Genomic DNA, 22,875 nt, shown 5'->3' with positions numbered 1-22,875 from the left:
GTCCGCCCACCGCGCCGTCATGCCATTCCCGCTGCGCGGCTACGCCACGCCCGACGCGTCCAGCAGGGTCGTCACCGTCGCCGTCGTCAGCCCGTCCAGCGTCTCGATGCGGGCGCCGGCGCGGGCGCTCGCGCCGTCGAAGACGAGCATCAGCTGCCGGGCCAGGAGCCCGGGGTCCCGGGCGCCGCCGAGCTCCGCCTGCGCACGGAACGCCTCCTGGAGCCGCTCCTTGGCCTCGCGGGCCACGACGCTCGCGGGGTGTTCGGGGTTCTTCAGCTCGACCAGCGCCGCCAGAAAGGGCCAGTCCTGGCAATCGGGCCCGGCCGAGAGTCTCTCCGCCTGCTCGAAGATGTGGAGGATGCCCTCGCGCGGCGTGAGGGCATCACGCTCGCCGGGCGCGAGCTGCGCCGCGTATCCGGGGGCGCGGCGCTCCAGGCTCGCCGCGAGGACCTCGTCCTTGCTCGCGAAGAGCTGGTACATCGACCGCTTGGAGACACCGGCCGTCCTGCACAGCGCCTCGACGCCGATGGAGACGCCGTCGCGGTAGAAGAGCTCGGCCGCCGCGTCGAGCAGCCGTTCCTTCGTGGACGCCTTGTCTGTCGTGGTCGTACGGCGAGGTCACCTCCGCAGCCCGCAGCATGAAAACCGATCGGTCTACCGCCGATCCCGGGACCTGATCCGCGTGACAGACTGGGTGAACAAGCGCTTAGATAGTAGCTCCCGACCCGTGCCGAGCTGGAGGCCCCGTTGCTGTTCACATCCGTCGACGACGTCTCCGCACGCCTGGCCGGCACCGGATATCTCGCCTCGCCCGCGGTCGCCACGACCGTCTTCCTCGCCGACCGCCTGGGCAAGCCGCTGCTGGTCGAGGGCCCCGCCGGGGTCGGCAAGACGGAGCTCGCCAAGGCCGTGGCCGAGGTGGCGCAGGCGCGCCTGGTCCGGCTGCAGTGCTATGAGGGTGTCGACGAGTCCCGGGCGCTGTACGAGTGGAACCACGCCAAGCAGCTCCTGCGGATCAGCGCGGGCCGGGACGAGACGTGGGACGAGGCGCGCACGGACATCTTCAGCGAGGAGTTCCTGCTCACCCGCCCCCTGCTCACCGCGATCCGTGGCGACGACCCCAAGGTGCTGCTGATCGACGAGACCGACAAGGCGGACGTCGAGGTGGAAGGCCTGCTCCTGGAGGTGCTGAGCGACTTCCAGGTGACCGTCCCGGAGCTGGGCACGATCACCGCGACCCGCCGCCCCTTCGTCGTCCTCACCTCGAACGCGAGCCGCGAGCTGTCCGAGGCGCTGCGCCGCCGCTGCCTGTTCCTCCACATCGGCTTCCCGGACGAGGAGTTGGAGCGTCACATCGTACGGCTGAAGGTGCCCGGCCTGGACGAGGCGCTGGCCAACTCCGTGGTCCGCGTGGTCGGTGCGCTGCGCGCCATGGACCTGCGCAAGGTCCCCTCGGTCGCCGAGACCATCGACTGGGCGCGCACGCTGCTCGCGCTCGGCGCCGACACCCTGGACGAGACCGTCGTACGCGACAGCCTGGGCGTCCTGCTCAAGCACCAGGACGATGTGCTGAAGGCGGCGGCCAAGCTCGACCTGGACGCCGTGTGACCGCCCCCGGAGTGGCCGAGCGCCTGACCTCTCTGGTCGGGGCGCTGCGGGCGCACGGCATGCGGATCGGCACCGGCGAGACCGTGGACGCCGCTCAGGCGGTGGCGGCGCTGGGCCTGGCCGACCGCGAGGTGCTGCGGGAGGGACTGGCCTCGGCGCTGCTGCACGGCACGGTCCAACGGCAGGTCTTCGACCCGGTCTTCGACCTGTACTTCCCGCGCGGCATCGGCGCGCCCGAGGGCGAAACCACGGACCGGGACGATCTGCGCGAACGGCTCGCGCGTGCGCTGACGGCGGGCGACGAGGCGCTGATGGCGCAACTGGCCGCCGAGGCGGTGGACGGCTTCGGCGGCTACGGCTCCTCGCCCGGCTCGGACGGCTGGTCCTCGCAGCAGACCCTGGACCGGCTCCGCCCGCAGACGCTGTTCGCCCGCGTCCGCGACGACCTCCGTGCGCAGGACGGCACTTCGGGGTTCACCGACCGGCTCCTGGAGGACGAGATCCGGCGACGGATCGAGACCTTCCGCAGGCAGGTGGCCGTCGAGGCCCGGCGCCGGGTCGCCGAGCGGCGCGACCGCGACGAACTCGCCCGCCGGGCGGTGGCCACCACTCCGGACCGCGTCGACTTCCTCTACGCCGGGAAGCTCCAACTGGCCGAGCTGCGCCGGACGGTGCGGCCGCTTGCCCGTAAGCTCGCCACCCGGCTCGCGGCCCGCCGCCGTCGCGCCGCCCGCGGCAGCATCGATCTGCGCCGCACTCTGCGCGGATCTCTGTCGACGGGCGGGGTGCCGATGAAGCCGGTGCTGCGCAGACGCCGTCCGGTCCGGCCCGAACTGGTCCTGCTGTGCGATGTGTCGGGGTCGGTGTCCGGGTTCTCGGACTTCACGATGCTGCTGGTGCAGGCGCTGCACGACCAGTTCAGCAAGGTGCGGGTGTTCGCCTTCGTCAACCGGCTCGACGAGGTGACCCCGCTCCTCGAACACGGCGCCGCCGACCCGCAGGGACTGGGCGCCCGCATCCGGGCGGAGGCCACGCTCACGGGCTGGCACGGCAGCAGCGACTACGGCGTCGCGCTGGGCGAGTTCGCCGAGCGGTACGGCGACGCGGTCGGACCGCGCACAACGGTGTTCGTACTCGGCGACGCCCGTACCAACATGAGCGATCCGAACCTGGCGGCGGTCCGGCAGACCGCCGAACGGGCCCGCCGCGTCTACTGGTTGAACCCCGAGCCGCGCACCCTGTGGGGCACGGGCGATTCCGCCGCACCCGAGTACGCCGAACTGGTGGAGATGCATGAATGCCGCAACGCCCGCCGGCTCGGCGCGCTGATCACTCGCCTGCTTCCCGTGTGACTCCTTGCCTCACGTCGTTGCCTCACGCCTTGGCGTAGTCCGTCGCCATACCGCCCGCGAAGTCGTACACGACGCACGGTTCGTCCCCGACGACCCAGGCGTCGTGGCCGGGGGGGATCACGAAGACGTCGCCCGGTCCTACCTCACGTTCGCCGCCCTCGTCCATGGCGACCTGCATGCGCCCCGAGACGCAGTACCCGTTGTGATGGACCTGGCAGCTCGGTGTCCCGGCGATGGGCCCCACGGACTCCGACCAGCGCCAGCCCGGCTCGAACGTGCCCACGGCGAAGTCGAGTCCGCTCATATGGACGGCTTCGAGGTGGCCGCGCGGGAAGTCGCGCCGCTCGTCGGGTTTGTCGACAGCCTTGACCTCAATCATGACGGCTCCCTCCATTGCGAGCCCTGCCCACCACACCATCGTCCGCCCGTCCACCCGGCGCCGCCATTCGAGTGACGGCGGTATGCAGCGAGGAGCGGACAACTCGGACGTACAGGCGCAGAATGGTGGCTGAGCCGCAGTCGCCAAAGCACCAGAAAGGTGGCGATCATCGTGGCCGAACACCCTCATGCACTACTCATCCGCAAGGGCTACGAAGCCTTCATGCGCGGTGACATGGACACCCTGCGCTCGATGATGACGAGCGACGCCTCGCACCATGTGCCCGGCAGCCATCCGCTGTCCGGGGACTTCAAGGGGATCGACGCGGTCCTCGGCTACTACGGCAAGCTCATGCAGGAGACGGGCGGCACCTTCAAGGTCGAACTGCGCACCGTCCTGGTGGACGGCCGTGGCCACGCCGTCTCCCTGCACCACGCCACCGCACGGCGCGGTGACAAGACCCTGGACGAGGACGGAGGGATCGTCTTCCGGATCGTCGGGGACAAGATCACCGATCTCGACGAGTGCGTCGAGAACATGGACGCGGACGACGAGTTCTGGTCATGACTCCGCCGCCCGGCCGCACAGCCGGGCGAACCGGTCCGCATCCACATTGCCGCCGGAGACGATGACACCGATCCGCGGCGGCAGGGATTCCACCCGCCCGGCGAGCAGCGCGGCCAGCGGGGTCGCCCCACTCGGCTCGATGACGATCTTCAGGCGCTCGAACGCGAAACGCATGGCGTCCCGGATCTCGTCGTCGGAGACGAGGGCGATCCCGTCCACGAGTCTGCGGTTGACGGAGAAGGTCAGCTCGCCGGGCGTCTCGGCGGCCTGCCCGTCGGCGATGGTGCGCGGCACGGGGATGGTGACGCGCCGCCCGGCCTCCAGGGACCGCTTGGTGTCGTCCCCGGCCTCCGGCTCGACGCCGAGCACCCGGATCCCGGGGTGCAGCCCCTTGGCCGCCGTGGCGGAGCCGGCGATCAGGCCCCCGCCACCCACGGGCGTGATCAGTGCGCCCAACTCGCCCGTCTCTTCGAGGAGTTCGAGCGCCGCGGTGCCCTGTCCGGCCAGTACATGGGGGTGCTCGTAGGGCGGGATGAGGGCGAGCCCGCGCTCGGCGGCCAGGGCTTCGCCGACCGCGACGCGGTCCTCGCTGTAGCGGTCGTAGGTGACGACCTCGGCGCCGTAGCCGACGGTGGCCTCGCGCTTGGAGCGCGGGGTGTCCTCGGGCATGACGATGACGGCTGTGGTGCCGAGTTCGCGGGCGGCCAGGGCGACGGCCTGGGCGTGGTTGCCGGAGGAGTAGGCGGCGATGCCCCGGGACAGCTGCTCCGGGGTGAGCCGGGAGGCCGCGTTGTAGGCGCCGCGGAACTTGAAGGCGCCCACGCGCTGGAAGTTCTCGCACTTGAGGAAGACCTCGGCGCCGACGAGGGCGTCGAGGGTCCGTGAGTGCAGTACCGGGGTGCGGTGTGCGATGCCCTTGATCCTGGCGGCGGCGTCGCGGACTGAGTCGAGGGTGACCGGTGCGGTGGTGATCGTCACGCGTGTTCTCCGGTGGTGGTCGGGTCGGTGGCGGCGCGGGCCTGGGAGAGATAGCTGTAGGCGGAGGCGCGGGAGATGCCGAGCCGGGCGGCGACCTGTTCGACCGCGCGGCGCACGGCGAACACGCCGTGTTCGTCGAGGCTGCGGAACAGTTCGAGGCGCTCGGTGCGGCCGAGTCCCGCCCAGCTCTGGGTCTGCCCGAGCCGGTGGGCGTCCAGGATGGCGTCCACGACGGAGTCGATGTCGTTGCCGAAGGCGGTGACCGGTGGTTCGGCGGACCCGGACGAGGGGCCGGCCAGCGCGCCGAGCAGGGCCTGGGCCTCGTGCACCGCGGTGATGTCGACGTTGACGCACAGGGCCCCGAACACCGCCCCCGCGGAGTCGCGCAGCACCATCGTGGACGACTTGACCAGCTGTCCGGCTCCGGTGCGGGTGAGGTAGTTCAGGTCGTCGTCGGCCTCGTCGCCGCGGGCGAGGATGCGCATGCCGATCTCGCTCATCGCCCCGCCCACGTCCCGCCCCGTGACCGAACCGGCCACGGCGACGACCGACTTCTCCGGCTGCCGGTAGTCGTGCAGGACGACCTCGCACATCGGCCCGAACGTCGCCACGAGCCCGTCGACGACGGGACGCAGCGCGGCGAGGATCGCATCGCGCTCGTTGTCCGGGGAGTGCTCGGCAGCCATGACTCTTAGACTACAGGTCCAATCGCTGGACAGAAAGTCCAGACGCGGTGCCGGACAGTGGACAGGGGACCGTGGCGGCTAGAAGGCGGAGTCGTGCGTGGCCGCGTACGTCAGTGCCTCCCTTGCCGCGTGCCGGTCCTCGACCGTCCGCCACCAGGGGTGGGTGTGCATCTCCTCGGCCAGCCGCCGACAGCGCTCGCGCGCGTCCGCCAGGCGCTCCCGCTGGTCGCCGGTCAACTCGGCACGCCCCGCCGCGATGTCGGCGCCGAGCGGCAGGTGCGCGGCGATGTCCTCGCAGTGCTCCAGCGCCCGGGTGAAGGTCCGCCGCGCCGCCACGAGGTCTCCGGGGATGACGAACTCCCCCACCGTGAAGGGCCGGGAGAACGCCGACGGCCCCGGCTCGGTGTGCCACAGCGCGGCGTCGATGGGCCGCTCGTCGTCACGCGCCCGCGTCAGCTCGGTCCGGACACCCACCCCGGCACCCTCGGGGTCCGGCCCGGGAGTCGGCATGTCCGGGCCGCCGGGGCCGGGCGCCGCCGACCCGCCAGGTATGGGCTCGGGACGGCCTTCGAGGAACTCCTCCTTGTCCGTCGGGGTGACCCACATGTGCCAGCCGCGGCGGCCCGCGGGGTGGGGCAGGTAGAGCGAGACGAGTTCACCGGTGGCCGTACGGCGGATGACGTCGTCGTAGTAGAGACCCCGGACCGGCTCCCACAGAGCGTGCCTGCCGCCGCAGCGGCCGGCGCCCTGCTGCGGACACGGCACCGGGTTGCCCCAGTCGCAGCGGGACATGTGCAGATGCTTGACGCCGCCGCGCACCGGCAGGGCCGCGCGGTCGGTGACGTCGCGCCAGCTCTGCACGTTCAGGCGGGCCCATGGCGCTCGGTCGATGGGGATCGCGTTCTCGTTGTTGACGAGCCAGAGCGGGGTGAGCCCCTCACGGCGGGCGTTGCGGGTGCGCTCGTCCACGGAGCCGCCGGCTATCGCGGCGAGCTGTATTTCATAAGCGAGCCGCTGTTTACCGGCGCCCTCCACAGTGACGTCCCGGCGCTGCTTTCCGTGTTCGGTCTCCTCCGCCCGCGCCACCCGGAAACCCTCTCCGGAGGCGACCTCGGCGGTGTAATCCCTGAGTGCCTTGTGGAGATCGCTCTCGGCCTTTGTCTCGGGGCGTTCCCCTTTTGCCACATGCATCGCGTGCGGCCTTCCACTGACCTTGCGGATGGCCATGAAGCCGGGGCAGACGAACCCTTCGTCCTGGTGGGCTTCGAGGCAGTAGAGAAGATCTGGCTGGTAATTGCCGTAGATCTCGTCGAGCAGCCGTGGGTATTCGGGGTGCCCGAGATCCGCCTCGGTCAGATCGAGCGTGATGCCGAGGCCCCTGTGCCAGACGCTGTAGGTCATATGGCGAGAGTAGGACGCACCACTGACAATCGGCCGTTTCCTTGATCGTCAGGGTGGATTACGGCGCATTCCCAGATCGCGAACGGCCGTCACGAACAGCCCGCGGAAAGGCGCCCGTTGAATCACGCGGGCGTCGACACGGGCGTCGACCCGGGCGTCACCGCACCCGTCCCCGCGGCTTCAACGGCAGCGGCGGCAGTTCGGGCGCCGGCAGCGGGTCGCCGCCGTAGCCCTTCACCTCGCCGAAGCGTGTGCCGGTCGTCCAGTCCGCGCGGGCCTGCTCGATCTCCTGCTGGGTGCGGCCGATCCAGTTCCAGAACATGATCAGCTCCTCCTCGAACGGCTCGCCGCCGAGGAGCATCAGCCCGGCGTCCGACTCGGCGCGCAGCGGGAGTTCGGTGCGGCCGCAGCCGAGGTAGAGCATCGAGCCCGGCAGCACCGGGACGCCGTCCACGTGGGCCTCGCCCGACATGGACAGCACGGCGTACTCGAAGTCCGGCTCGAGCGGCAGACGTACCTCCGCGCCGCTCGCGAGGGTCAGGTCGGCGCCGACGATCGGGGTGTACGTGGTGCCGGGCGAGGTCGCGCCGTCCAGGTTGCCGAGGATCAGCGTGCCCTTGAGGCCCGGGGCCGTGACGATCGGCAGTCCGGCGTGGTGCTCGAAGTGAGGGTCGGTGTGCCGGTGGCTGTCCGGGAGGGCGACCCAGAGCTGGGCGCCGTGCAGGAGGCGGGCGTGCGGCCGAGGGCTCTCCTCGGAGTGGCTGATCGCCCGGCCGGAGGTCATCAGGCCCAGTTCGCGCGGGCGGATGGTCTGCAGGCTGCCGGTCGAGTCGCGGTGCAGGACCTCGCCCTGGTGCAGCCAGCTCACCGTCTGCAGGCCCATGTGCGGGTGCGGCGGCACCTGCATGCCGGGCTCGTCGGCGATGTCGTCGGGGCCGTAGTGATCGACGAAGCACCAGGCGCCGACCATGCGGCGGCCCAGGTTGGGCAGCAGCCGGCGGACTTCGGTCGACTCGCCGAGCTTGACGCGGCGAGGGCTGAGGAGTTGACGCACGGGCTCCGCCACCACGAAGCCGCGGCCGCCGCACAGAGCGGGAACCGGCTCGCGATCAAGATTGCTCATGGCGCCAACCTAGCCCTGTCCACGGCGTCGCGTCAGTCCGTCACCCGGGCGGTACCGTCCGTCGCCGAAGAAATAGTAGCCATGGCTATAGTAGCCATGTACTGTATTTCTCATGAGCCAAGGTTCCGAGAAGGCGACGCCGGGTTTCCTGGTGTGGCGTCTGTCGATGAAGTGGCGGGTGGCCGTCGACCGGGCGGTGGCACCACTCGGTCTCACGCACGCGCAGTACTCACTGGTGGCCTCGCTGTACGGCATGCACCGCACCGGCGAGCGCCCCAGCCAGCGCCGCCTCGCCGACCACACCGGCCTCGAACCGCTCTACGTGTCCAAACTGGCCCGCGCGCTGGAGACGGCCGGCCTGCTGGAGCGCGCCCGCGACCCGCGGGACCCGCGCGCCGTGCAGCTGGCCCTGACCGAGCAGGGCCGCGAGGTCACCGGGCGCGCCATCAAGGTCGTCCAGGGCCTGCTGCAGCAGCTCCTCGCACCGCTCGGGGGCCTGGACAGCGCCCGTACAAGGGAGTTCACCCGCGACCTGGCGACCCTGCTCGACGCACCGCTCGACCATTCGGCCCTGGACGGCGAGTCCGACAAGGAGCACTCATGACCACCGACGCATCCACCACCGCACCAGCCGCCGACGCCCGCGCACTCGGCCTGGCTCATTACGCCGCCCGAGCCGTCCTGGAGCACGTCCTGGCCCGGCACGGCGCCACCTTCGCGCAGCAGATCACCCTCCGGCTCGTGGCCGTCGCCGAGGCGCCGTTCGAGCGTGCGGCGCTCGTCGATCAGGTCGCCGGCTCACTCAAGACCGACACGGCCTCGGTGCAGGGAGTCGTCGAGCAGCTGCTCGCCAAGGGGCTCCTCGCGTCCGAGGCGTCGCAGGTCCGGATCACGGACGCGGGGCGGGAGTTCTACGCCGCGGTGAGCGGCGAGAGCGCGGAGATCTCGGCCCGGGTCTGGGGCGGAATCCCGGCCGAGGACCTGGCCACGACCGGCCGCGTGCTGGCCCTGGTGACCGAGCGCGCCAACGCCGAACTCGCCGCACTGTCGTCCTGATCCGTCCGGCCACACATCTGGTGGAATGTTCAACCATCGGTCGTGGTTGTGTACGCCGAAGGAGGTCACGAGTGGACACGACGTACTACGACCACGGAACACCGGCGGAGCGCTGGGAGCGCGCGCAGATGTTCTTCGACGCCAAGGACTTCGCCGCCGCCGCGCGTGTGCTGGGCGGGCTGGTCGAGGAGGTGCCGGAGCAGACCGGGCCGCGCCTGCTGCTGGCGCGCTCCTACTACCACTCGGCCCAACTGCGCCGTGCGGAGAGCGAGTTGCGCGTGATCGTCGAGCGCGACCCGGTCGAGCACTACGCCCGGCTGATGCTCGGCCGCACGCTGGAGCGTCAGGGACGGCAGGACGAGGCTGACACGCATCTGCGCATCGCCTCGGCGCTCGCGGGCGACTTCGCGAAGGTCTGAGGAACGTCCGCGGAGGTCTCAGCGACGTCCGCCGAGGTCTCAGCGACACCGTACGGCGACACGGCCGGGCCCGGTTCCGACACAGGAACCGGGCCCGGTCGCTGTCATGGCGCCGAGGTCCGGGTCCGCCGGTGCGCGATCTCGCTGAGGAGCACGTCCACGAGGACGAAGGCGGCCAGCGGGATGCCGAGCAGCGGGACGAAGTAGCCGACCGCGGCCACCACGGCGACCGCCGGGACGAGGATCTGCGGGGGCACCTTCTGCCAGGCGCCGCGCGGGATCGGCCGGCCGAAGGCGGAGCCGCGTCCGCGCTGCCACCACATGCGGTAGCCCCAGACGATCAGCAGGATCAGGGCGAGCGCGAGCAGCATCAGCGCGATCTGGTTGACCAGGCCGAACAGGATGCCGGTGTGCAGGTCGATGCCCCAGCGGGTCAGCTTGGCGAGCAACGGGTATTCGGCGAACCGCAGCACGTCGGTGACCTCGCCGGTGGCCGGATCGACCGCCACCGAGTCCTGCTTCTCGGGCCAGCTCCGCTGCACCTGCCGGACCACGTACGCCGAGCCCGCGTCGGCGGGCGGCACGATCTCCACGGGGTCGCTCAGTCCCTTGGCGCGCGCCGCCGCCAGCACCTTGTCGAGGCCGACGCCGTGCTCGGCGCCCCCGGTGGCGGCGGACGCGCCGTGTCCCGCGTGCTCGCCGCCGGCCGCCGCCGAGACCGACGGGGTGGCCTGGCCGAGCGAGGTGCGCAGCTCGTCGATGTTCGCCCCGGCGTAGGTGGACCAGGTCAGGCCGGTGGCCGACAGGAAGATGAACCCGGCGGCGGCCCAGACGCCGACCGTGCCGTGCAGCCCGAGCGTGCGGCGCCGTCCGCCGGTGCCGCGTACCTTGCGCCGGGCCCGGCGGCGGGAGAACCACAGCACGAGACCGCCGCCCGCGATCACCCACAGCCAGCTCGCGGCGAGTTCGCTGTAGAGCCGGCCGGTGTCGCCGAGGTGCAGGTCGCGGTGGAACTCGTCGATCCAGGTACGCAGCGGAAGCGCGCCGGTCGAGCCGTACTGCTCGACGGCGCCGCGTACTTGGCCGGTGTAGGGGTCGACGAAGACGGCGAGCGCGTGGTCGGGGTCGACGCCGGGGACGCCGGACAGCAGCACCCTGGTCGTGGCGTCGGCCTCCGGGGAGGGCCGTACGGCGGAGACGGTCCCCTCGGGGTGCGCCTTGCGGGCGGCGGCCACCTGCGTGGAGACCGGCAGCTCGGTTCCGCCCGCCTTCGCGACGGTCAACTCATGGGCGTAGACGAGCTTTTCGGCCTGGAAGGCGCCGGCGTAGAGGAAACCGGTGGTGGCGGCGACGAGCAGGAAGGGTGCGACGAGCACTCCGGCGTAGAAGTGCAGCCGCAGCACCAGTGGGCGCAGCGGCGCCCACCGGCCTGGGGACGGCGCCGGGGCGGCGGCCGGTTGCGGGGCATCGTCTGTGGAGGTCGTGGGAGCGATGGACATCGGCGGGCTTCTCCGGGGGACGGGGACATGCTGTGGCGGTCCAGTAGTCGGAGGAAGAAGGCGCCGAGTTCCCGACGGCTCTCGTGGCCTGTGTCACACGGTGTGACGTCTGGCGCGGGACGCCATGGCATCCTGGCCCGATGGCAACTCCCCGTGATCGAGCGTCCCTTGCCGAGCAGGTCGAGGCACTCCTCGCCGTCGACGGCCCGCTGCCCATCGTCGCCGCGGGCGAGCCGGTGCTCAGGCGTGACACCGAGCGCTTCGACGGTCAGCTCGACGCCCCGCTGCTGGCCCGCTTCGTCGAGGCCCTGCGCGTCACCATGCACGCGGCGCCGGGCGTGGGCCTGGCCGCGCCGCAGGTCGGTGTGGCGCTGCGGATCGCGGTGATCGAGGACCCGGCGCCGGTGCCGGAGGAGGTACGGCTGGTGCGCGGCCGGGTGCCGCAACCGTTCCGGGTGCTGGTCAACCCGTCGTACGAGCCCGTCGGTTCGGACCGGGCCGCCTTCTTCGAGGGCTGTCTGAGCGTGCCGGGCTGGCAGGCGGTGGTGGCGCGGTCGGCCAAGGTGAGGCTGACCGGCCAGGACGAGCACGGCCGCGCGCTGGACGAGGTGTTCACCGGCTGGCCCGCGCGGATCGTCCAGCACGAGACGGACCACCTCGACGGGACGCTGTACCTGGACCGCGCGGAACTGCGCTCGCTGTCCTCGAACGAGGCGATGGCGCAGCGGTGGACGCAGCCGACGCCCGAAGAGGCGGCGCGGGCGCTCGGGTTCCCACTGGCCTGAGCGCCCCGGGTCCGAGTGCAACCCCCGGCACGGTCACCTGTCCCGGGGGCGCACTGAACTGCCGTAAAGGATACGTCAGTTGTCGCGGTACGACTCCAGCAGCCGCAGCCACACCTCGCTGATCGTCGGGAACGACGGGACCGCGTGCCACAGCCGGCTGATCGGCACCTGGCCCGCGACGGCGATCGTGGCGGAGTGGATGAGCTCGCTGACGCCGGGCCCGACGAAGGTGACGCCGCGCAGGATCTCCTCGTTCAGGTCCACGATCATGCGGGCGCGGCCGCGGTAACCGTCGGCGTACAGGCCCGCGCCGGCCGCGGAGCTCATGTCGACGTCCACGGCGCGCACCCGGTAGCCGGCCTGCTCCGCCTCCGCGAGGGAGAGGCCGACGGCCGCCGCCTCCGGGTCGGTGAAGATGACCTGCGGGACGGCGTCGTGGTCGGCGGTGGCCGTGTGGGCGCCCCAGGGGTCCGACTCCAGGATCGGCACGCCCGAGGCGCGGGCGGCGATGGCGGCACCGGCGATACGGGCCTGGTACTTGCCCTGGTGCGTGAGGAGCGCGCGGTGGTTGACGTCGCCGCACGCGTACAGCCAGTCGTTGCCGCTGACTTGCAGGCTGTCGTCGACCTGGAGCCAGCTGCCCGGTTCCAGGCCGACGGTGTCCAGGCCGATGTCGCCGGTGCGCGGCTTGCGGCCGGTGGCGAAGAGGATCTCGTCGGCCTCGATGCGGTCGCCCTGGTCGGTGACGGCCACCACCGTGCCGTTCTCGCGGGTGACCGACCGCACCGACGTGCCGGTGCGGACGTCAACTCCGGCCTCGGTGAGCGCCTCGGCGACCAGTTCCCCGGCGAAGGGCTCCATGCGGTTGAGCAGGCCCTTGCCGCGGACGAGGAGGGTGACCTGCGAGCCGAGGGCCTGCCAGGCGGTGGCCATCTCGGTGGCGACCACTCCCCCGCCGACGACCACGAGACGGCCGGGCACCTCCTGCGCGCTGGTGGCGTTGCGGCTGGTCCACGGCTTGACGTCGGCCAGGCCCGGCAGGTCCGGCAGCACGGCGTCGGTGCCGGTGCAGACGACAACGGCGTGCCGGGCGGTGAGCACCTCGCGGCTGCCGTCGGCGCCGGTGACGGTCACGGTGCGCGCGCCGTCCAGGCGGCCGTGGCCGCGGTAAAGATCGGCTCCGATGCCGTCGAGCCACCCGGCCGCGCCCTCGTCGTGCCAGTCGGATGTGTAGTAGTTACGGTGCGCGAGGACCGCGGCCGCGTCGAGGGGGCCCTGTACCGACTGGCGCAGGCCGGGCACCCGCCGGGCGTCCGCGCGGGCGATCACCGGGCGCAGCAGGGCCTTGCTGGGAATGCAGGCCCAGTACGAGCACTCGCCGCCGACCAGCTCGCTCTCCACGACCGCGGTGGAAAGTCCGGCCGCGCGGGTGCGGTCGGCCACGTTCTCCCCCACGGGCCCGGCCCCGAGCACCACGACGTCGTAAGCGATGGTTTCCGTTTCCGTCATGGGGTCAGTCTGGTGGGTGGTGTGCGCTCAGGCCACACGGGTAGGGGCGCGGAATACGTGACATGTCGGCCGCGTTGTGCCGACGGCTTCGCCCCCGACAGCAGGAAGAGGGAATTGCGCAATGAGCAGCACCGTGGAGCTCACCAAGGAGAACTTCGACCAGACGGTCACGGACAACGAATTCGTCCTGATCGACTTCTGGGCGTCCTGGTGCGGGCCGTGCCGCCAGTTCGCACCTGTGTACGAGAAGGCGGCCGAGGAGAACCCCGACCTGGTGTTCGGCAAGATCGACACCGAGGCGCAGCCGGAGCTGGCCGCGGCCTTCGGTATCCAGTCGATCCCGACGCTGATGATCGTCCGCGATCAGGTCGCCGTGTTCGCGCAGCCGGGCGCGCTGCCCGAAGCCGCCCTGACGGACGTCATCGGGCAGGCCCGCAAGCTGGACATGGACGAGGTCCGCAAGGCGGTCGCGGACCAGCAGGCCCAGGCCGAGCAGAACGGCGAGTAGTCCCGAAGGGGACGGCAGCCTCAGAAGGGATACGGCGCCACGTCTGCGCGCACCGTCGTCCAGCGCACGTCGGTGAAGGCCTCCAGATTGGCCTCACCGCCGAAGCGGGCACCGGTGCCGGACGCGGCGACGCCGCCGAAGGGGGCCACGGCCTCGTCGTTCACGGTCTGGTCGTTGATGTGGACGATGCCGGTCGGAATGCGCTCGGCGAGGTCGAGTCCGCGGGCCGCGTCACGTGTCACGATGCCGAGCGAGAGGCCGTACTCGCCCTGCGCCGCCCAGGCCGCCGCCTCGTCGGTGGTGCTGAAGGGGCGTACGGGCGCCACCGGGCCGAAGACCTCCTCCGCGTAGGCCGGGCTCGTGTCGTCGACGCCCGCGATGACCGTCGGCCGGTAGAAGAGCTTCTCGTGGGTGCCGCCCGCGGCGACCTTGGCGCCGCGGGCGGTGCTCGCCTGCACCAGACCGTGGATCTTGGTGAGTTGGGCGTCGTCGATGATCGGGCCCAGGTGGACCTGTGCGCGGTGCGGGTCGCCGACCGCGAGGGAGTCGGCCTTGGCCGCGAGGCGCTCGACGTACTCCTCGTAGATCGACTGGTGGACCAGGTGGCGGCCGGTCGTCATGCAGATCTGGCCCTGGTGGAAGAACGAGCCCCAGGCCGCCGTCGAGATCACCGCGTCGAGGTCGGCGTCCTCCAGGACGACCAGGGCGGAGTTGCCGCCCAGTTCCAGATGGACGCGCTTGAGGTGGCGGCCGCCCGCCTCGCCGACCGCGCGGCCCGCGGCGGTGGAGCCGGTGAAGGAGATGACGGGCACGCGCGGGTCGGCGACCAGCGCCTGGCCGACGTCCGCGCCGCCGGGCAGCACGTGCAGCAGGTTCTCGGGCAGGCCCGCCTCGGCGAAGACCGCGGCGAGGGAGAGTCCGCCGCAGACGGCGGTGCGCGGGTCCGGCTTGAGGACGACCGCGTTGCCGAGGGCGAGGGCCGGGGCGACCGAGCGGATCGAGAGGATCAGCGGGGCGTTGAACGGGGCGATCACGCCCACCACCCCCGCCGGGACACGGCGTGTGTACGACAGCCTCGGCGCCTCGGTGGGCAGGACCTGCCCGGCCGGGCGGGAGGCGAGAGCGGCGGCCTCGTAGCATTCCTGGGCCGCGACGTGCAGCTCGAAGTCGGCCTTGCCCGGGATGGAGCCCGACTCCCGCACGATCCATTCGCGCAGCTCCTCGGCGTGCGCCGCGAACAGGTCGCCGGCCTTGCGCAGGACACCCGCGCGGACGAAGTGCGGGACGCGCGCCCACTCCGCCTGGGCGGCACGGCCGGCCTCGGCGGCGGCGCCGACGTCCTCTGCGGAGGCGAGGGTGACGGTGGCGAGCGTGTCCCCGGTGGCGGGCTCCGTGGCGGCGTACTCGGGCCCCGACAGGGAGCGGGGCTGCCAGGTCTTCGGGTCGAGCAGCGGCATGACGGCTCTCCGTTTCGTCACCGGGACTCACATCAGGAGCGGAAGTCCCGTGTAGTTCGCGGCCAGTTCGGCAGCCGCGTGGCGGGATGCTGCGATCCGGCGCAGACGCGCGAGTTGCAGACGGTTCTCGAACACATCCCTATCTGGTTGAGCATGCAACATCTTAGTCATGTCGTAGGAGAAGCGCGTGGCCTGCCACACGCGGGCGAGGCACATGTCCGAGTACGAGTCGAGGAGTTGCTCGGACTTCGTGCGGCGCAGTTCGGCGAAGGCGCGGGCGAGGACGCGGACGTCGGAGACGGCGAGGTTGAGGCCCTTGGCGCCGGTCGGCGGCACGATGTGGGCGGCGTCGCCGGCCAGCAGCAGCCGCCCGTACCGCATCGGTTCATGGACGAAACTCCGCATCGGCGTAACGGACTTGGCGGTGATCGGGCCGCGGCGCAGGGTCCAGTCGGCGTCGATGGCGAAGCGGTCGGCGAGCTCGTCCCAGATCCGGTCGTCGCTCCAGTCCTCGGTGTCGGTGCCGTTGGGGACCTGCAGGTACAGGCGGGAGACGTGCGGGGAGCGCATGCTGTGCAGGGCGAAGCCGCCCTGCCCGCGCGCGTAGATCAGCTCCTCGCAGGAGGGGGCCACGTCGGCGAGGATGCCGAGCCAGGAGTAGGGGTAGTCACGTTCGTACGTCCGGCCGAGAGTGTCCGGGAAGGTGTCCCGGGCGATGCCGTGGAAGCCGTCGCAGCCCACCACCCAGTCGCAGGCGAGGGTCTGCTCGCGACCCTCGTGACGGAAGCGGACCACGGGTGATTCACTGTCCGGCTTCTCGATCGCCAGAGCCTCGGCCTCGAACAACAGCCGTGGCCCTTCGGCCAGTTGGAGCGCGACCAGATCCTTCACGATCTCGGTCTGGGCGTAGATGGTGACGGTGCGGCCGCCGGTCAGGGTGGGGAAGTCGATGTGGTGGCGCTCCCGGTCGAAGCGGAGCTCGATGCCCTGGTGGATCAGCCCCTCGGCGTGCAGCCGCTCGGCGGCGCCGGCCTCGTGCAGGGCGTCGACCGTGCCCTGTTCGAGCATTCCGGCGCGCTGGCGCTGCTCGACGTACTCCCGGGTCCGTGCCTCCAGCACGACGCAGTCCACGCCGGTGCGGTGCAGCAGCCGGGCGAGGAGCAGCCCGGCGGGGCCGCCGCCGATGATGCCGACCGTCGTGCGCATGAACGCCTCCTTGGTTCAGCTGGAGTCGCGGTGGATCACCGTGGCTCCCAGCACCTTGTGCGTCTCGGGCGCGGCACCGGGGTTGCGCACCGCGCGGTCGACCAGTTCGGCCAGGTCGCGGCCGGACGGCAGCTCGATGTGGACCGTGCTCAGCCGGGGCCGCAGCAGCCGGCCGAGCATGAGGTCGTCGGCGCCGATGAGGGCCACATCCTCGGGGATGCGCACGCCGACGTCCTGCAGCGCGCGCATCAGCAGCATCGCGTACTCGTCGTTGTACGCGAACACGGCGTCGAGGTCGAGGTCGCGCCAGCGGGCGGCGAGGCGCGTGGCGGCCTCCTCCTCGTAGGCCAGGGGCAGTTCGGTCACGGTGGCGTCGGTGCCCTGAAGGGCGCGGCGCACCCCTTCGAGGCGGGGCAGCGCGAAGGACTCCAGGCCGTTCTCCCGGGGCGTGACGACGCCGATGCGGCGCCGGCCGCGGTCGAAGAGATGGCCTGCGGCGCAGTGGCCGACGGTCTCGTGGTCCATGAGCAGCGCGTGGGCGCCGTCGACGGACTCGGGTCCGAGGGTGACGACGGCGCGGGCGCCGGAGCGCTTGAGCACGGTCACGCCCTGCGGGCTGAGGGGTCCGGCGCCGGGCACCAGGACGGCGACGGGGCGCAGTTCGGCCCAGGCGCGGGCGGCCTCGTCGCCGTGCACGCCGACGGAGCCGTACTGCACGACCGTGTAGTCGAGGCGGCCGAGCGCCCATTGGAGCTCGCTGATGAACTGGCTGTAGAGGGGGCCCACCGGGAAGCTGGGGGCGGGCATCAGGACCACGCGGCTGTGTCCGGCCCGCAGGCTGCGGGCGGCGGCGTGCGGCACGTAGCCGAGTTCCTTGGCGGCCTCGTGGACCCGGCGGCGCGTGGGCTCGCTGATCCGGACGGCGCTGGTGTTGTTCAGGACGTAGGAGACGGTCGCGCGCGAGACGCCGGCCAGGCGGGCCACGTCGGCGCTCGTGGGCACGGAGCGCGCCGTGGTGGACGAGTGCGCGGGCGTTTTCGGTATCTGCACCATGACGTACGGCATCTTTGCAGAACCTGTGTCCCGGGCCACGCCCGGGCCTCGACGAACATGTTCGTCTCGAACTTGTTCGCAACGAACATGTTCGTTATCGTGTGAGGCATGACAGACCGACCCGGCACCCCCCGCAGCCGCCGTGAACGCCCCGCGAAACCCGCCCTGAGCAGGGAGGGGATCGTCGCCGCGGCGGTCGCGATCCTGCGTGCCGAGGGCCTGCAGAAGGTGACCATGCGACGCCTCGCGCAGGAGCTCGACACCGGCCCGGCCTCGCTGTACGTCTACGTGCGCAACACCGCGGAGCTACACGCGGCCGTGCTGGACGAGCTGCTGGGCACCGTCGGGCCGGCCCCGCCCGAGGGCGCATGGCGGGAGCGCCTGGAGCGGGTGCTCACCGCGTACACCGCGATGCTCTTCGAGCACCCGAGCCTGGCCCGCTCCGCACTGACGGCCCGGCCGAGCGGCCCGCACTACCTGAACCTGATCGAGACGCTGCTGGCCCTGCTCGACGAGGGCGGCGTACCGCCCGCGCAGGCCGCGTGGGGCGTCGACCTGCTGCTCCAGCACGCCACCGCGACCGCCGCCGAGCACGCCGCGGGCGAGGCGTCCGAGGAGGACTGGGACGCCCTGCGCCGCGCGGTGCACGGCGCCTCCGAGCGCACCCATCCGCACATCGCCGCACTCGGCGGCCCGCTGCTCGGTGGAGCGCCCGAGGACCGTCTGTCCTGGGGGCTGCGGACGCTGATCGCCGGCATCGAGCAGGCCCCCGAACCCCACTGACCCGACTGACCCCACTGACCCCAAGGAGTCCGACATGACCACGCACCACGCCATCACCATCGTCGGCGCCGGCCTCGGTGGCCTCACCCTCGCCCGTGTGCTGCACGCGCACGGCATCGAGGCCGCCGTCTACGACCTGGACGCCTCCCCCGCCGCCCGCACCCAGGGCGGCATGCTCGACATCCACGACGACTCCGGCCAAGTGGCCCTGCGCGCCGCGGGGTTGCACGAGCAGTTCCGGGCGCTCGTCCATCCCGGCGGCGAGGCCATGCGCGTGCTGGACAAGGACGCCGTGGTCCGCATGGAGGACACCGACGGCGACCGGGGCGAGCGCCCCGAGATCGACCGCGGCGACCTGCGCGACCTGCTGCTGGACTCCCTGCCCGAGGGCACCGTCCGCTGGGGCACCAAGGTCACCGGGGCGCGCCCGCTGGACGGCGGCCGGCACGAGGTGACCCTCGCCGACGGCACCGTCCTCACCACGGACCTCCTGGTGGGCGCCGACGGCGCCTGGTCGCGGATCCGCCCCATGGTCTCGGACGCCCAACCCGCTTACACCGGCGTCTCGTTCGTCGAGGCGGACCTGAACGAAGCGGACGTGCGCCACCCGGTGAGCGCCGAAGTGGTCGGCGGCGGCATGCTGTTCGCGCTCGGCGCGGGCCGGGGCTTCCTCGCCCACCGCGAGACCGACGGCAGCCTGCACGTCTACGCCGCCGTCGAAGCGCCCGAGGAGTGGCTGGACGGCATCGACTTCACCGACACCGAGGCGGCCAAGGAGCAGGTCCTGGAGCACTTCGCCGACTGGGACAAGAGCCTGCGCGCGCTGGTCGCGGACGCCGACGGTGCGCTCGTGCCGCGGCGCATCCACGCCCTTCCGGTCGGCCACCGCTGGGAGCGCGTGCCGGGCGTGACCCTGCTCGGCGACGCCGCGCACCTGATGTCCCCGTTCGCGGGCGAGGGTGCCAACCTCGCACTGCTCGACGGCGCCGAACTGGGCCTCGCCCTGGCCGCCCACCCGGGCGACATCGAGGCCGCCCTCACCGCCTACGAGGAGAAGATGTTCCCCCGCAGCGAGATCTCCGCGGCCGGGTCGGCGGAGAGCGGAGCCATGCTGTTCCGCGCGGACGCGCCGCAGGGGCTGCTGGACATGTTCGCGGGTCACGCATGAGGTGGTTGGCTGGAGCCGGTCGCTTGCTAGCGGGCGGGCGTAAGGCGGTCGCTTGCGAGCGGGCGGGCGTATGGCGGTCGGGTCGGGCGCGCGAGCGGGCTGGCGTAAGGGGGTCGGGCGCGCGAGCGGGCTGGCGTAAGGGGGTCGGGCGCGCGAGCGGGCTGGCGTAAGGGGGTCGGGCGCGCGAGCGGGCTGGCTTGGGCCGGTCGCGGTCGAGCAGGCTGGCGTAAGCCGCGCCCGAGCCAGTCGCGCCCGAGCGGTCATGCCCGAGCCCGAGCGGGCCAGCTGGGGCCGGTCGCCCCCGAGCAGGCCGCCTTGAGCCGGTCGCCCCCGAGCAGGCCGCCTTGAGCCGGTCGCCCCCGAGCAGGCTGGCGTGCGGTGGTCGGGCCCGAGCGGTCATACGCGCGCCAGCCGCACCGAGCGGTCATGCCCGAGCGGGCCACGCCTTGGCCGGGCTCGCCGCCAGGCGGTTCAGCGGGGCGGTTCGGTGCTCGTCACCCGCGCGACCAGGTCGGTCCAGCCGGCCTCCAGCCGCTCCAAGGACATGCCGCGCTGCTTGGTCAGGTGGTGGATCACCGCAGGGTCGAGGTATCCCATCAGGGTCTGCGCCAGCAGCTCGCAGTCGGCGTCCGGCACGATCTGCCGCAGCAGCATCGTGACGTGCATGGTGAGCGCCCCGGCCGAGGGGTGGACGAACCGGCGGCTCGGATCGGGCTGGGCGGCCAGCTGAAGGTCCAGCTGCTCGGCCGAGCGGTAGAGCAGCGCCACGCCGAACGCCCGCAGCCGGTCCAGCGGCGGCGCCCCGGGGCCCAGCGGCGGCGGCCCGCCGAGGAAGTCGGCCTGCAGTTTGCGCGCCGAGTGGTCCAGCAGCGCCATCAGCAGTCCGGTCCGATCGCCGAAGCGGCGGAAGACGGTCCCCTTGCCCACGTTGGCCGCGGTGGCCACCGCCTCCATCGTGACCCCGGCCGCACCGTGCTCGGCGATCAGCCGGGTCGCGGCCTCCAGCAGCCGGGCCCGGTTGCGCGCGGCGTCGGCACGCAGGCAGGGCTCGTCGTCGGCGGTGCTGAGCTGCAGCAACTCGGGTTCGCCGACCGGCTCCTCGGGCCGGGGAAAGGGCGGCAGGGTGGCGGACATGAAGACAGCGTAAAGCATCGGGAACAGAACTGGACCGCGGTCCGCTTAAGGTGCTACAAACTAAACGGACCTCGGTCCGGATCGTAACGGCAATGTTTCAGCCCCCCATTTGGAGTGCCCCATGTCTGTCCGCATCCTCGCGCTCGTCGGCAGCCTTCGCGCCGGTTCGCACAACCGCCAGCTCGCCGAGGCGGCCGCCAAGTTCGCGCCCGAGGGCGCGGACGTCGAGATCTTCGAGGGCCTGGCCGAGATCCCGTTCTACAACGAGGACATCGACGTCGAGGGCAGTGTCCCGGCCGCCGCCGCCAAGCTGCGCGAGGCCGCCCAGGCCGCCGACGCGTTCCTGTTCTTCTCCCCCGAGTACAACGGCACCATCCCGGCCGTCCTGAAGAACGCCATCGACTGGCTGTCCCGCCCGTTCGGCGCCGGCGCCTTCGCCGGAAAGCCGGTCGCCGTGGTCGGCACCGCCTACGGCCAGTACGGCGGCGTGTGGGCGCAGGACGAGACCCGCAAGGCCGTGGGCATCGCCGGCGGCAAGGTGCTCGAGGACGTCAAGCTCTCCATCCCCGGCTCCGTGGTCCGCTTCGCCGAGACCCACCCGGCCGACGACGCCGAGGTCGCCGCGCAGCTGACCGAGGTGGTCGCGCGACTGCACGGCCACGCGGGCGAGGCCGTCGCCGCCTGATCCACGACCGCACAGGCCCGAAAGGGGCCGGGGCCGACGGGCCCCGGCCCCTTTCACACAAGGCGACACCCTGCGCATGCCCCGCCGCCCTTCGCATGCTGCGCCGCTCTACTGCACGCCGCGGCGCCCTGCGCGTGCCGCGCCGCTCTGTCGCATACCGCGCGCCGTCCTGTCGCATGCCGCGCCGCCCTGACGCATGTAGCGCCACCCCGTCGCATGCCGCGCCGCCTCCGTCGCCTGGTGCGCCGCCCCGTCACATGCCACGACGCCCTGTCGCATTGCGCGCAGCACCCGTCGCATGGCACGCAGCCCCGCCGTGTGGCACGCAACCCTGTTGCACGCCACGCCTCCCGGTCGCAAGCCGCCCGACCCTTCCGCATGGCCCGCAGCCCCACCCGCAGCCCCTGCCGCCCGCCAAAGCCGCCCTTCCGCACGCAACGCAACCCCCGTTCCACACCACGCCACCCGCCGCACGCCAAGGCACCCCGTCGCACACCACGCCGCCCCGCCGCAGGCCACGTTTCACGCCACCGCCGTAGGCGCCAGCTCGCGCAGTTCCTGCAGTGCTGCGGCGACCGCGGGTCGTTCCCGGCCGCCCCGCCGGGTGCAGGTGAGCAGCTTGCGGTGCGGGTTGCCGGTGCAGCGGACCCGGGCGATCGGCAGGTGCGGGGTGAGCTGGGCCAGCCGTGGGATCAGCGCGACGCCGAGCCGGTTGGCGACCAGGTGGGCCGTGACGTTCCAGTCCAGGGCGTGATGGACGACGCCGGGGCTGAAGCCGGCCTCGCCGCACGCCGACATCACGTGCGGACGGCAGGGGCTGTCGGCGACCGGCGCGATCCAGTCCTCGTGCGCCGCGTCGGAGAGGCCGACCCGCTCGCGCCCTGCCAGCGGGTGGTCCGCGGGCACGACGAGGTCGAACGGGTCGTCCAGGAGCGGCTGTTGGTCGAAGCGGGCATCGCTGAGCGGCGGGTTCTGCGGAGTGGCCTCGACGATGGCCAGGTCGGTCTCGCCCTCGAAGAGCAGGTCGAAGCTCTCGGGCACGCCCGCCTCCTGGATGCGGACGGACAGCCGGGGATGCCGCTGCTGAAGCCGTACGGCCATCGGGGCCAGAAGTACGGAAACGGCCACGGGGAACCCGCTCACACGGAGCGGTCCGGCGGGGGCGTGTTCGGCGCGCAGGTCCAGCTCGGCCTGCTCCCAGCGGGCCTGGATCGCGTCCGCGTGCGCGAGCAGGCTCTCGGCGGCCGGGGTGAGCCGCACCCCGCGGCCCTGCGGTTCGAGGAGGTCGACGTCCAGGTCGCGGGCGAGCTGGCGGATCTGCTGGGAGGCCGCCGACGTGGTGAAGTGCAGCGCGCGGGCGGCCGCGGTGACCGTGCCGTAGTGGGCGACGGCCCTCAGGACGTGCAGTCGGCGCAGGTCAATCATGAAGCCCAGGCTTCAAGGTGAGGTCCACAAAGTCAACCTGGACGTGAACGGACACCCCGTTGCACCCTGGCTCTGTCGCGACGGCCGAAATGTC

24 protein-coding genes are annotated in these 22,875 nt (G+C 72.2%); 11 read left to right on the top strand and 13 right to left on the bottom strand.

Annotated features, from left to right (window positions below):
* Positions 1–39 precede the first annotated feature (39 nt).
* Positions 40–573 carry a TetR/AcrR family transcriptional regulator gene (locus ACGFYN_RS39690; protein ID WP_393870902.1) on the bottom strand — a complete coding sequence of 178 codons (534 nt, stop codon included), beginning with the start codon at positions 571–573 and terminating at the stop codon, positions 40–42.
* A gap of 177 nt (positions 574–750) precedes the next feature.
* On the opposite strand from ACGFYN_RS39690, the gene ACGFYN_RS39685 reads away from it, so the two are divergent.
* Together ACGFYN_RS39685 and ACGFYN_RS39680 are read left to right on the top strand one after the other, a co-directional pair.
* Entirely contained in the window at positions 751–1,608 is an 858-nt protein-coding gene (locus tag ACGFYN_RS39685; RefSeq protein ID WP_393870901.1) for an AAA family ATPase, read from the top strand.
* 59 nt (positions 1,609–1,667) lie between these two features.
* Positions 1,668–2,960, top strand: a complete 1,293-nt coding sequence (locus ACGFYN_RS39680; RefSeq protein WP_393870900.1) for a VWA domain-containing protein — start codon at positions 1,668–1,670, stop codon at positions 2,958–2,960.
* Between the two features lie 22 nt (positions 2,961–2,982).
* On the opposite strand, the gene ACGFYN_RS39675 is transcribed toward ACGFYN_RS39680, so the two are convergent.
* On the bottom strand, positions 2,983–3,339 hold the full coding sequence (locus ACGFYN_RS39675; RefSeq protein ID WP_393870854.1) for a cupin domain-containing protein: 357 nt from the start codon (positions 3,337–3,339) through the stop codon (positions 2,983–2,985).
* A 171-nt stretch (positions 3,340–3,510) separates the two neighbouring features.
* On the opposite strand from ACGFYN_RS39675, the gene ACGFYN_RS39670 reads away from it, so the two are divergent.
* Positions 3,511–3,906, top strand: a complete 396-nt coding sequence (locus ACGFYN_RS39670; RefSeq protein WP_393870853.1) for a nuclear transport factor 2 family protein — start codon at positions 3,511–3,513, stop codon at positions 3,904–3,906.
* On the opposite strand, the gene ACGFYN_RS39665 is transcribed toward ACGFYN_RS39670, so the two are convergent.
* From ACGFYN_RS39665 to ACGFYN_RS39650, 4 genes are all read right to left on the bottom strand, one after another.
* Positions 3,901–4,884, bottom strand: a complete 984-nt coding sequence (locus ACGFYN_RS39665; RefSeq protein ID WP_393870852.1) for a pyridoxal-phosphate dependent enzyme — start codon at positions 4,882–4,884, stop codon at positions 3,901–3,903. The two genes, ACGFYN_RS39670 and ACGFYN_RS39665, sit on opposite strands and share 6 nt — an antisense overlap.
* Entirely contained in the window at positions 4,881–5,570 is a 690-nt protein-coding gene (locus tag ACGFYN_RS39660) for a transcriptional regulator (RefSeq protein WP_393870851.1), read from the bottom strand. Before ACGFYN_RS39660 ends, ACGFYN_RS39665 begins: the two co-directional genes overlap by 4 nt.
* 78 nt (positions 5,571–5,648) lie before the next feature.
* Positions 5,649–6,971: a hypothetical protein gene (locus tag ACGFYN_RS39655; RefSeq protein ID WP_393870850.1), complete on the bottom strand. Its 1,323-nt coding sequence runs from the start codon at positions 6,969–6,971 to the stop codon at positions 5,649–5,651.
* Positions 6,972–7,128: 157 nt separating this feature from the next.
* The gene (locus ACGFYN_RS39650; RefSeq protein WP_393870849.1) at positions 7,129–8,094 is read right to left on the bottom strand and encodes a pirin family protein; all 966 of its coding nucleotides are present in this window, start codon (positions 8,092–8,094) and stop codon (positions 7,129–7,131) included.
* A gap of 112 nt (positions 8,095–8,206) precedes the next feature.
* On the opposite strand from ACGFYN_RS39650, the gene ACGFYN_RS39645 reads away from it, so the two are divergent.
* The 3 genes from ACGFYN_RS39645 (at position 8,207) to ACGFYN_RS39635 (ending at position 9,569) form a co-directional block, all read left to right on the top strand.
* Positions 8,207–8,698 carry a MarR family winged helix-turn-helix transcriptional regulator gene (locus tag ACGFYN_RS39645; RefSeq protein ID WP_393870848.1) on the top strand — a complete coding sequence of 164 codons (492 nt, stop codon included), beginning with the start codon at positions 8,207–8,209 and terminating at the stop codon, positions 8,696–8,698.
* The gene (locus tag ACGFYN_RS39640) at positions 8,695–9,150 is read left to right on the top strand and encodes a MarR family winged helix-turn-helix transcriptional regulator (protein WP_393870847.1); all 456 of its coding nucleotides are present in this window, start codon (positions 8,695–8,697) and stop codon (positions 9,148–9,150) included. Before ACGFYN_RS39645 ends, ACGFYN_RS39640 begins: the two co-directional genes overlap by 4 nt.
* A gap of 71 nt (positions 9,151–9,221) precedes the next feature.
* A complete protein-coding gene (locus ACGFYN_RS39635) occupies positions 9,222–9,569 on the top strand; it encodes a tetratricopeptide repeat protein (RefSeq protein ID WP_393870846.1) in 348 nt (115 codons plus the stop codon).
* Positions 9,570–9,673: 104 nt separating this feature from the next.
* Here the strand turns inward: ACGFYN_RS39635 and ACGFYN_RS39630 are convergent, their stop codons facing one another.
* Positions 9,674–11,068 carry a PepSY-associated TM helix domain-containing protein gene (locus tag ACGFYN_RS39630; protein WP_393870845.1) on the bottom strand — a complete coding sequence of 465 codons (1,395 nt, stop codon included), beginning with the start codon at positions 11,066–11,068 and terminating at the stop codon, positions 9,674–9,676.
* 140 nt (positions 11,069–11,208) lie between these two features.
* Between ACGFYN_RS39630 and ACGFYN_RS39625 the strand changes: the two genes are divergently transcribed.
* Positions 11,209–11,853 (top strand): peptide deformylase, encoded by a 645-nt coding sequence (locus ACGFYN_RS39625; protein WP_393870844.1) that lies wholly within the window; start codon positions 11,209–11,211, stop codon positions 11,851–11,853.
* A gap of 75 nt (positions 11,854–11,928) precedes the next feature.
* Here the strand turns inward: ACGFYN_RS39625 and ACGFYN_RS39620 are convergent, their stop codons facing one another.
* Positions 11,929–13,362 carry a dihydrolipoyl dehydrogenase family protein gene (locus tag ACGFYN_RS39620; protein WP_393870843.1) on the bottom strand — a complete coding sequence of 478 codons (1,434 nt, stop codon included), beginning with the start codon at positions 13,360–13,362 and terminating at the stop codon, positions 11,929–11,931.
* A gap of 121 nt (positions 13,363–13,483) precedes the next feature.
* Here ACGFYN_RS39620 and trxA point away from each other — a divergent pair, with 121 nt between their 5' ends.
* Positions 13,484–13,870 (top strand): thioredoxin, encoded by a 387-nt coding sequence (gene trxA, locus ACGFYN_RS39615; protein ID WP_393870842.1) that lies wholly within the window; start codon positions 13,484–13,486, stop codon positions 13,868–13,870.
* A 20-nt stretch (positions 13,871–13,890) separates the two neighbouring features.
* Here trxA and ACGFYN_RS39610 read toward each other — a convergent pair whose 3' ends face one another.
* Genes ACGFYN_RS39610 through ACGFYN_RS39600 form a run of 3 tightly spaced genes read right to left on the bottom strand, consistent with a single transcriptional unit; the run spans position 13,891 to position 17,598 of the window.
* Positions 13,891–15,327, bottom strand: coding sequence for a benzaldehyde dehydrogenase (locus ACGFYN_RS39610; protein WP_393870841.1), 1,437 nt, complete (start codon positions 15,325–15,327; stop codon positions 13,891–13,893).
* Between the two features lie 27 nt (positions 15,328–15,354).
* Complete coding sequence (locus ACGFYN_RS39605; protein WP_393870840.1) at positions 15,355–16,533, bottom strand: 4-hydroxybenzoate 3-monooxygenase; 1,179 nt, start codon at positions 16,531–16,533, stop codon at positions 15,355–15,357.
* 15 nt (positions 16,534–16,548) lie between these two features.
* On the bottom strand, positions 16,549–17,598 hold the full coding sequence (locus ACGFYN_RS39600; protein ID WP_393870839.1) for a LacI family DNA-binding transcriptional regulator: 1,050 nt from the start codon (positions 17,596–17,598) through the stop codon (positions 16,549–16,551).
* A gap of 96 nt (positions 17,599–17,694) precedes the next feature.
* Here ACGFYN_RS39600 and ACGFYN_RS39595 point away from each other — a divergent pair, with 96 nt between their 5' ends.
* Together ACGFYN_RS39595 and ACGFYN_RS39590 are read left to right on the top strand one after the other, a co-directional pair.
* Positions 17,695–18,369 (top strand): TetR/AcrR family transcriptional regulator, encoded by a 675-nt coding sequence (locus tag ACGFYN_RS39595; RefSeq protein WP_393870838.1) that lies wholly within the window; start codon positions 17,695–17,697, stop codon positions 18,367–18,369.
* Positions 18,370–18,403: 34 nt separating this feature from the next.
* Complete coding sequence (locus ACGFYN_RS39590) at positions 18,404–19,537, top strand: FAD-dependent oxidoreductase (RefSeq protein ID WP_393870837.1); 1,134 nt, start codon at positions 18,404–18,406, stop codon at positions 19,535–19,537.
* Between the two features lie 471 nt (positions 19,538–20,008).
* Here ACGFYN_RS39590 and ACGFYN_RS39585 read toward each other — a convergent pair whose 3' ends face one another.
* Complete coding sequence (locus ACGFYN_RS39585; protein ID WP_393870836.1) at positions 20,009–20,689, bottom strand: TetR/AcrR family transcriptional regulator; 681 nt, start codon at positions 20,687–20,689, stop codon at positions 20,009–20,011.
* Positions 20,690–20,792: 103 nt separating this feature from the next.
* Here ACGFYN_RS39585 and ACGFYN_RS39580 point away from each other — a divergent pair, with 103 nt between their 5' ends.
* A complete protein-coding gene (locus tag ACGFYN_RS39580) occupies positions 20,793–21,356 on the top strand; it encodes an NAD(P)H-dependent oxidoreductase (protein WP_393870835.1) in 564 nt (187 codons plus the stop codon).
* 522 nt (positions 21,357–21,878) lie between these two features.
* Here the strand turns inward: ACGFYN_RS39580 and ACGFYN_RS39575 are convergent.
* Positions 21,879–22,781, bottom strand: a complete 903-nt coding sequence (locus ACGFYN_RS39575; protein ID WP_393870834.1) for a LysR family transcriptional regulator — start codon at positions 22,779–22,781, stop codon at positions 21,879–21,881.
* Between the last annotated feature and the right edge of the window lie 94 nt (positions 22,782–22,875).

Origin of the sequence: Streptomyces sp. NPDC048419, from assembly GCF_043200415.1 — a bacterium.
Taxonomy (GTDB): Bacteria; Actinomycetota; Actinomycetes; order Streptomycetales; family Streptomycetaceae; genus Streptomyces.
The sequence above is the reverse complement of the archived record's forward strand: the minus strand, read 5'-3'. Positions and strand labels throughout refer to the sequence as shown.

Coding starts and splice junctions, on each gene's coding strand:
- ACGFYN_RS39630 (WP_393870845.1), bottom strand. CDS start 11,068: ATGTCCATCGCTCCCACGACCTCCACAGACGATGCCCCGCAACCGGCC.
- ACGFYN_RS39655 (WP_393870850.1), bottom strand. CDS start 6,971: ATGACCTACAGCGTCTGGCACAGGGGCCTCGGCATCACGCTCGATCTG.
- ACGFYN_RS39595 (WP_393870838.1), top strand. CDS start 17,695: ATGACAGACCGACCCGGCACCCCCCGCAGCCGCCGTGAACGCCCCGCG.
- ACGFYN_RS39625 (WP_393870844.1), top strand. CDS start 11,209: ATGGCAACTCCCCGTGATCGAGCGTCCCTTGCCGAGCAGGTCGAGGCA.
- ACGFYN_RS39590 (WP_393870837.1), top strand. CDS start 18,404: ATGACCACGCACCACGCCATCACCATCGTCGGCGCCGGCCTCGGTGGC.
- ACGFYN_RS39610 (WP_393870841.1), bottom strand. CDS start 15,327: ATGCCGCTGCTCGACCCGAAGACCTGGCAGCCCCGCTCCCTGTCGGGG.
- ACGFYN_RS39600 (WP_393870839.1), bottom strand. CDS start 17,598: ATGCCGTACGTCATGGTGCAGATACCGAAAACGCCCGCGCACTCGTCC.
- ACGFYN_RS39650 (WP_393870849.1), bottom strand. CDS start 8,094: ATGAGCAATCTTGATCGCGAGCCGGTTCCCGCTCTGTGCGGCGGCCGC.
- ACGFYN_RS39605 (WP_393870840.1), bottom strand. CDS start 16,533: ATGCGCACGACGGTCGGCATCATCGGCGGCGGCCCCGCCGGGCTGCTC.
- ACGFYN_RS39675 (WP_393870854.1), bottom strand. CDS start 3,339: ATGATTGAGGTCAAGGCTGTCGACAAACCCGACGAGCGGCGCGACTTC.
- ACGFYN_RS39575 (WP_393870834.1), bottom strand. CDS start 22,781: ATGATTGACCTGCGCCGACTGCACGTCCTGAGGGCCGTCGCCCACTAC.
- ACGFYN_RS39580 (WP_393870835.1), top strand. CDS start 20,793: ATGTCTGTCCGCATCCTCGCGCTCGTCGGCAGCCTTCGCGCCGGTTCG.
- ACGFYN_RS39680 (WP_393870900.1), top strand. CDS start 1,668: ATGCGGATCGGCACCGGCGAGACCGTGGACGCCGCTCAGGCGGTGGCG.
- ACGFYN_RS39660 (WP_393870851.1), bottom strand. CDS start 5,570: ATGGCTGCCGAGCACTCCCCGGACAACGAGCGCGATGCGATCCTCGCC.
- ACGFYN_RS39585 (WP_393870836.1), bottom strand. CDS start 20,689: ATGCTTTACGCTGTCTTCATGTCCGCCACCCTGCCGCCCTTTCCCCGG.
- ACGFYN_RS39640 (WP_393870847.1), top strand. CDS start 8,695: ATGACCACCGACGCATCCACCACCGCACCAGCCGCCGACGCCCGCGCA.
- trxA (WP_393870842.1), top strand. CDS start 13,484: ATGAGCAGCACCGTGGAGCTCACCAAGGAGAACTTCGACCAGACGGTC.
- ACGFYN_RS39645 (WP_393870848.1), top strand. CDS start 8,207: ATGAGCCAAGGTTCCGAGAAGGCGACGCCGGGTTTCCTGGTGTGGCGT.
- ACGFYN_RS39620 (WP_393870843.1), bottom strand. CDS start 13,362: ATGACGGAAACGGAAACCATCGCTTACGACGTCGTGGTGCTCGGGGCC.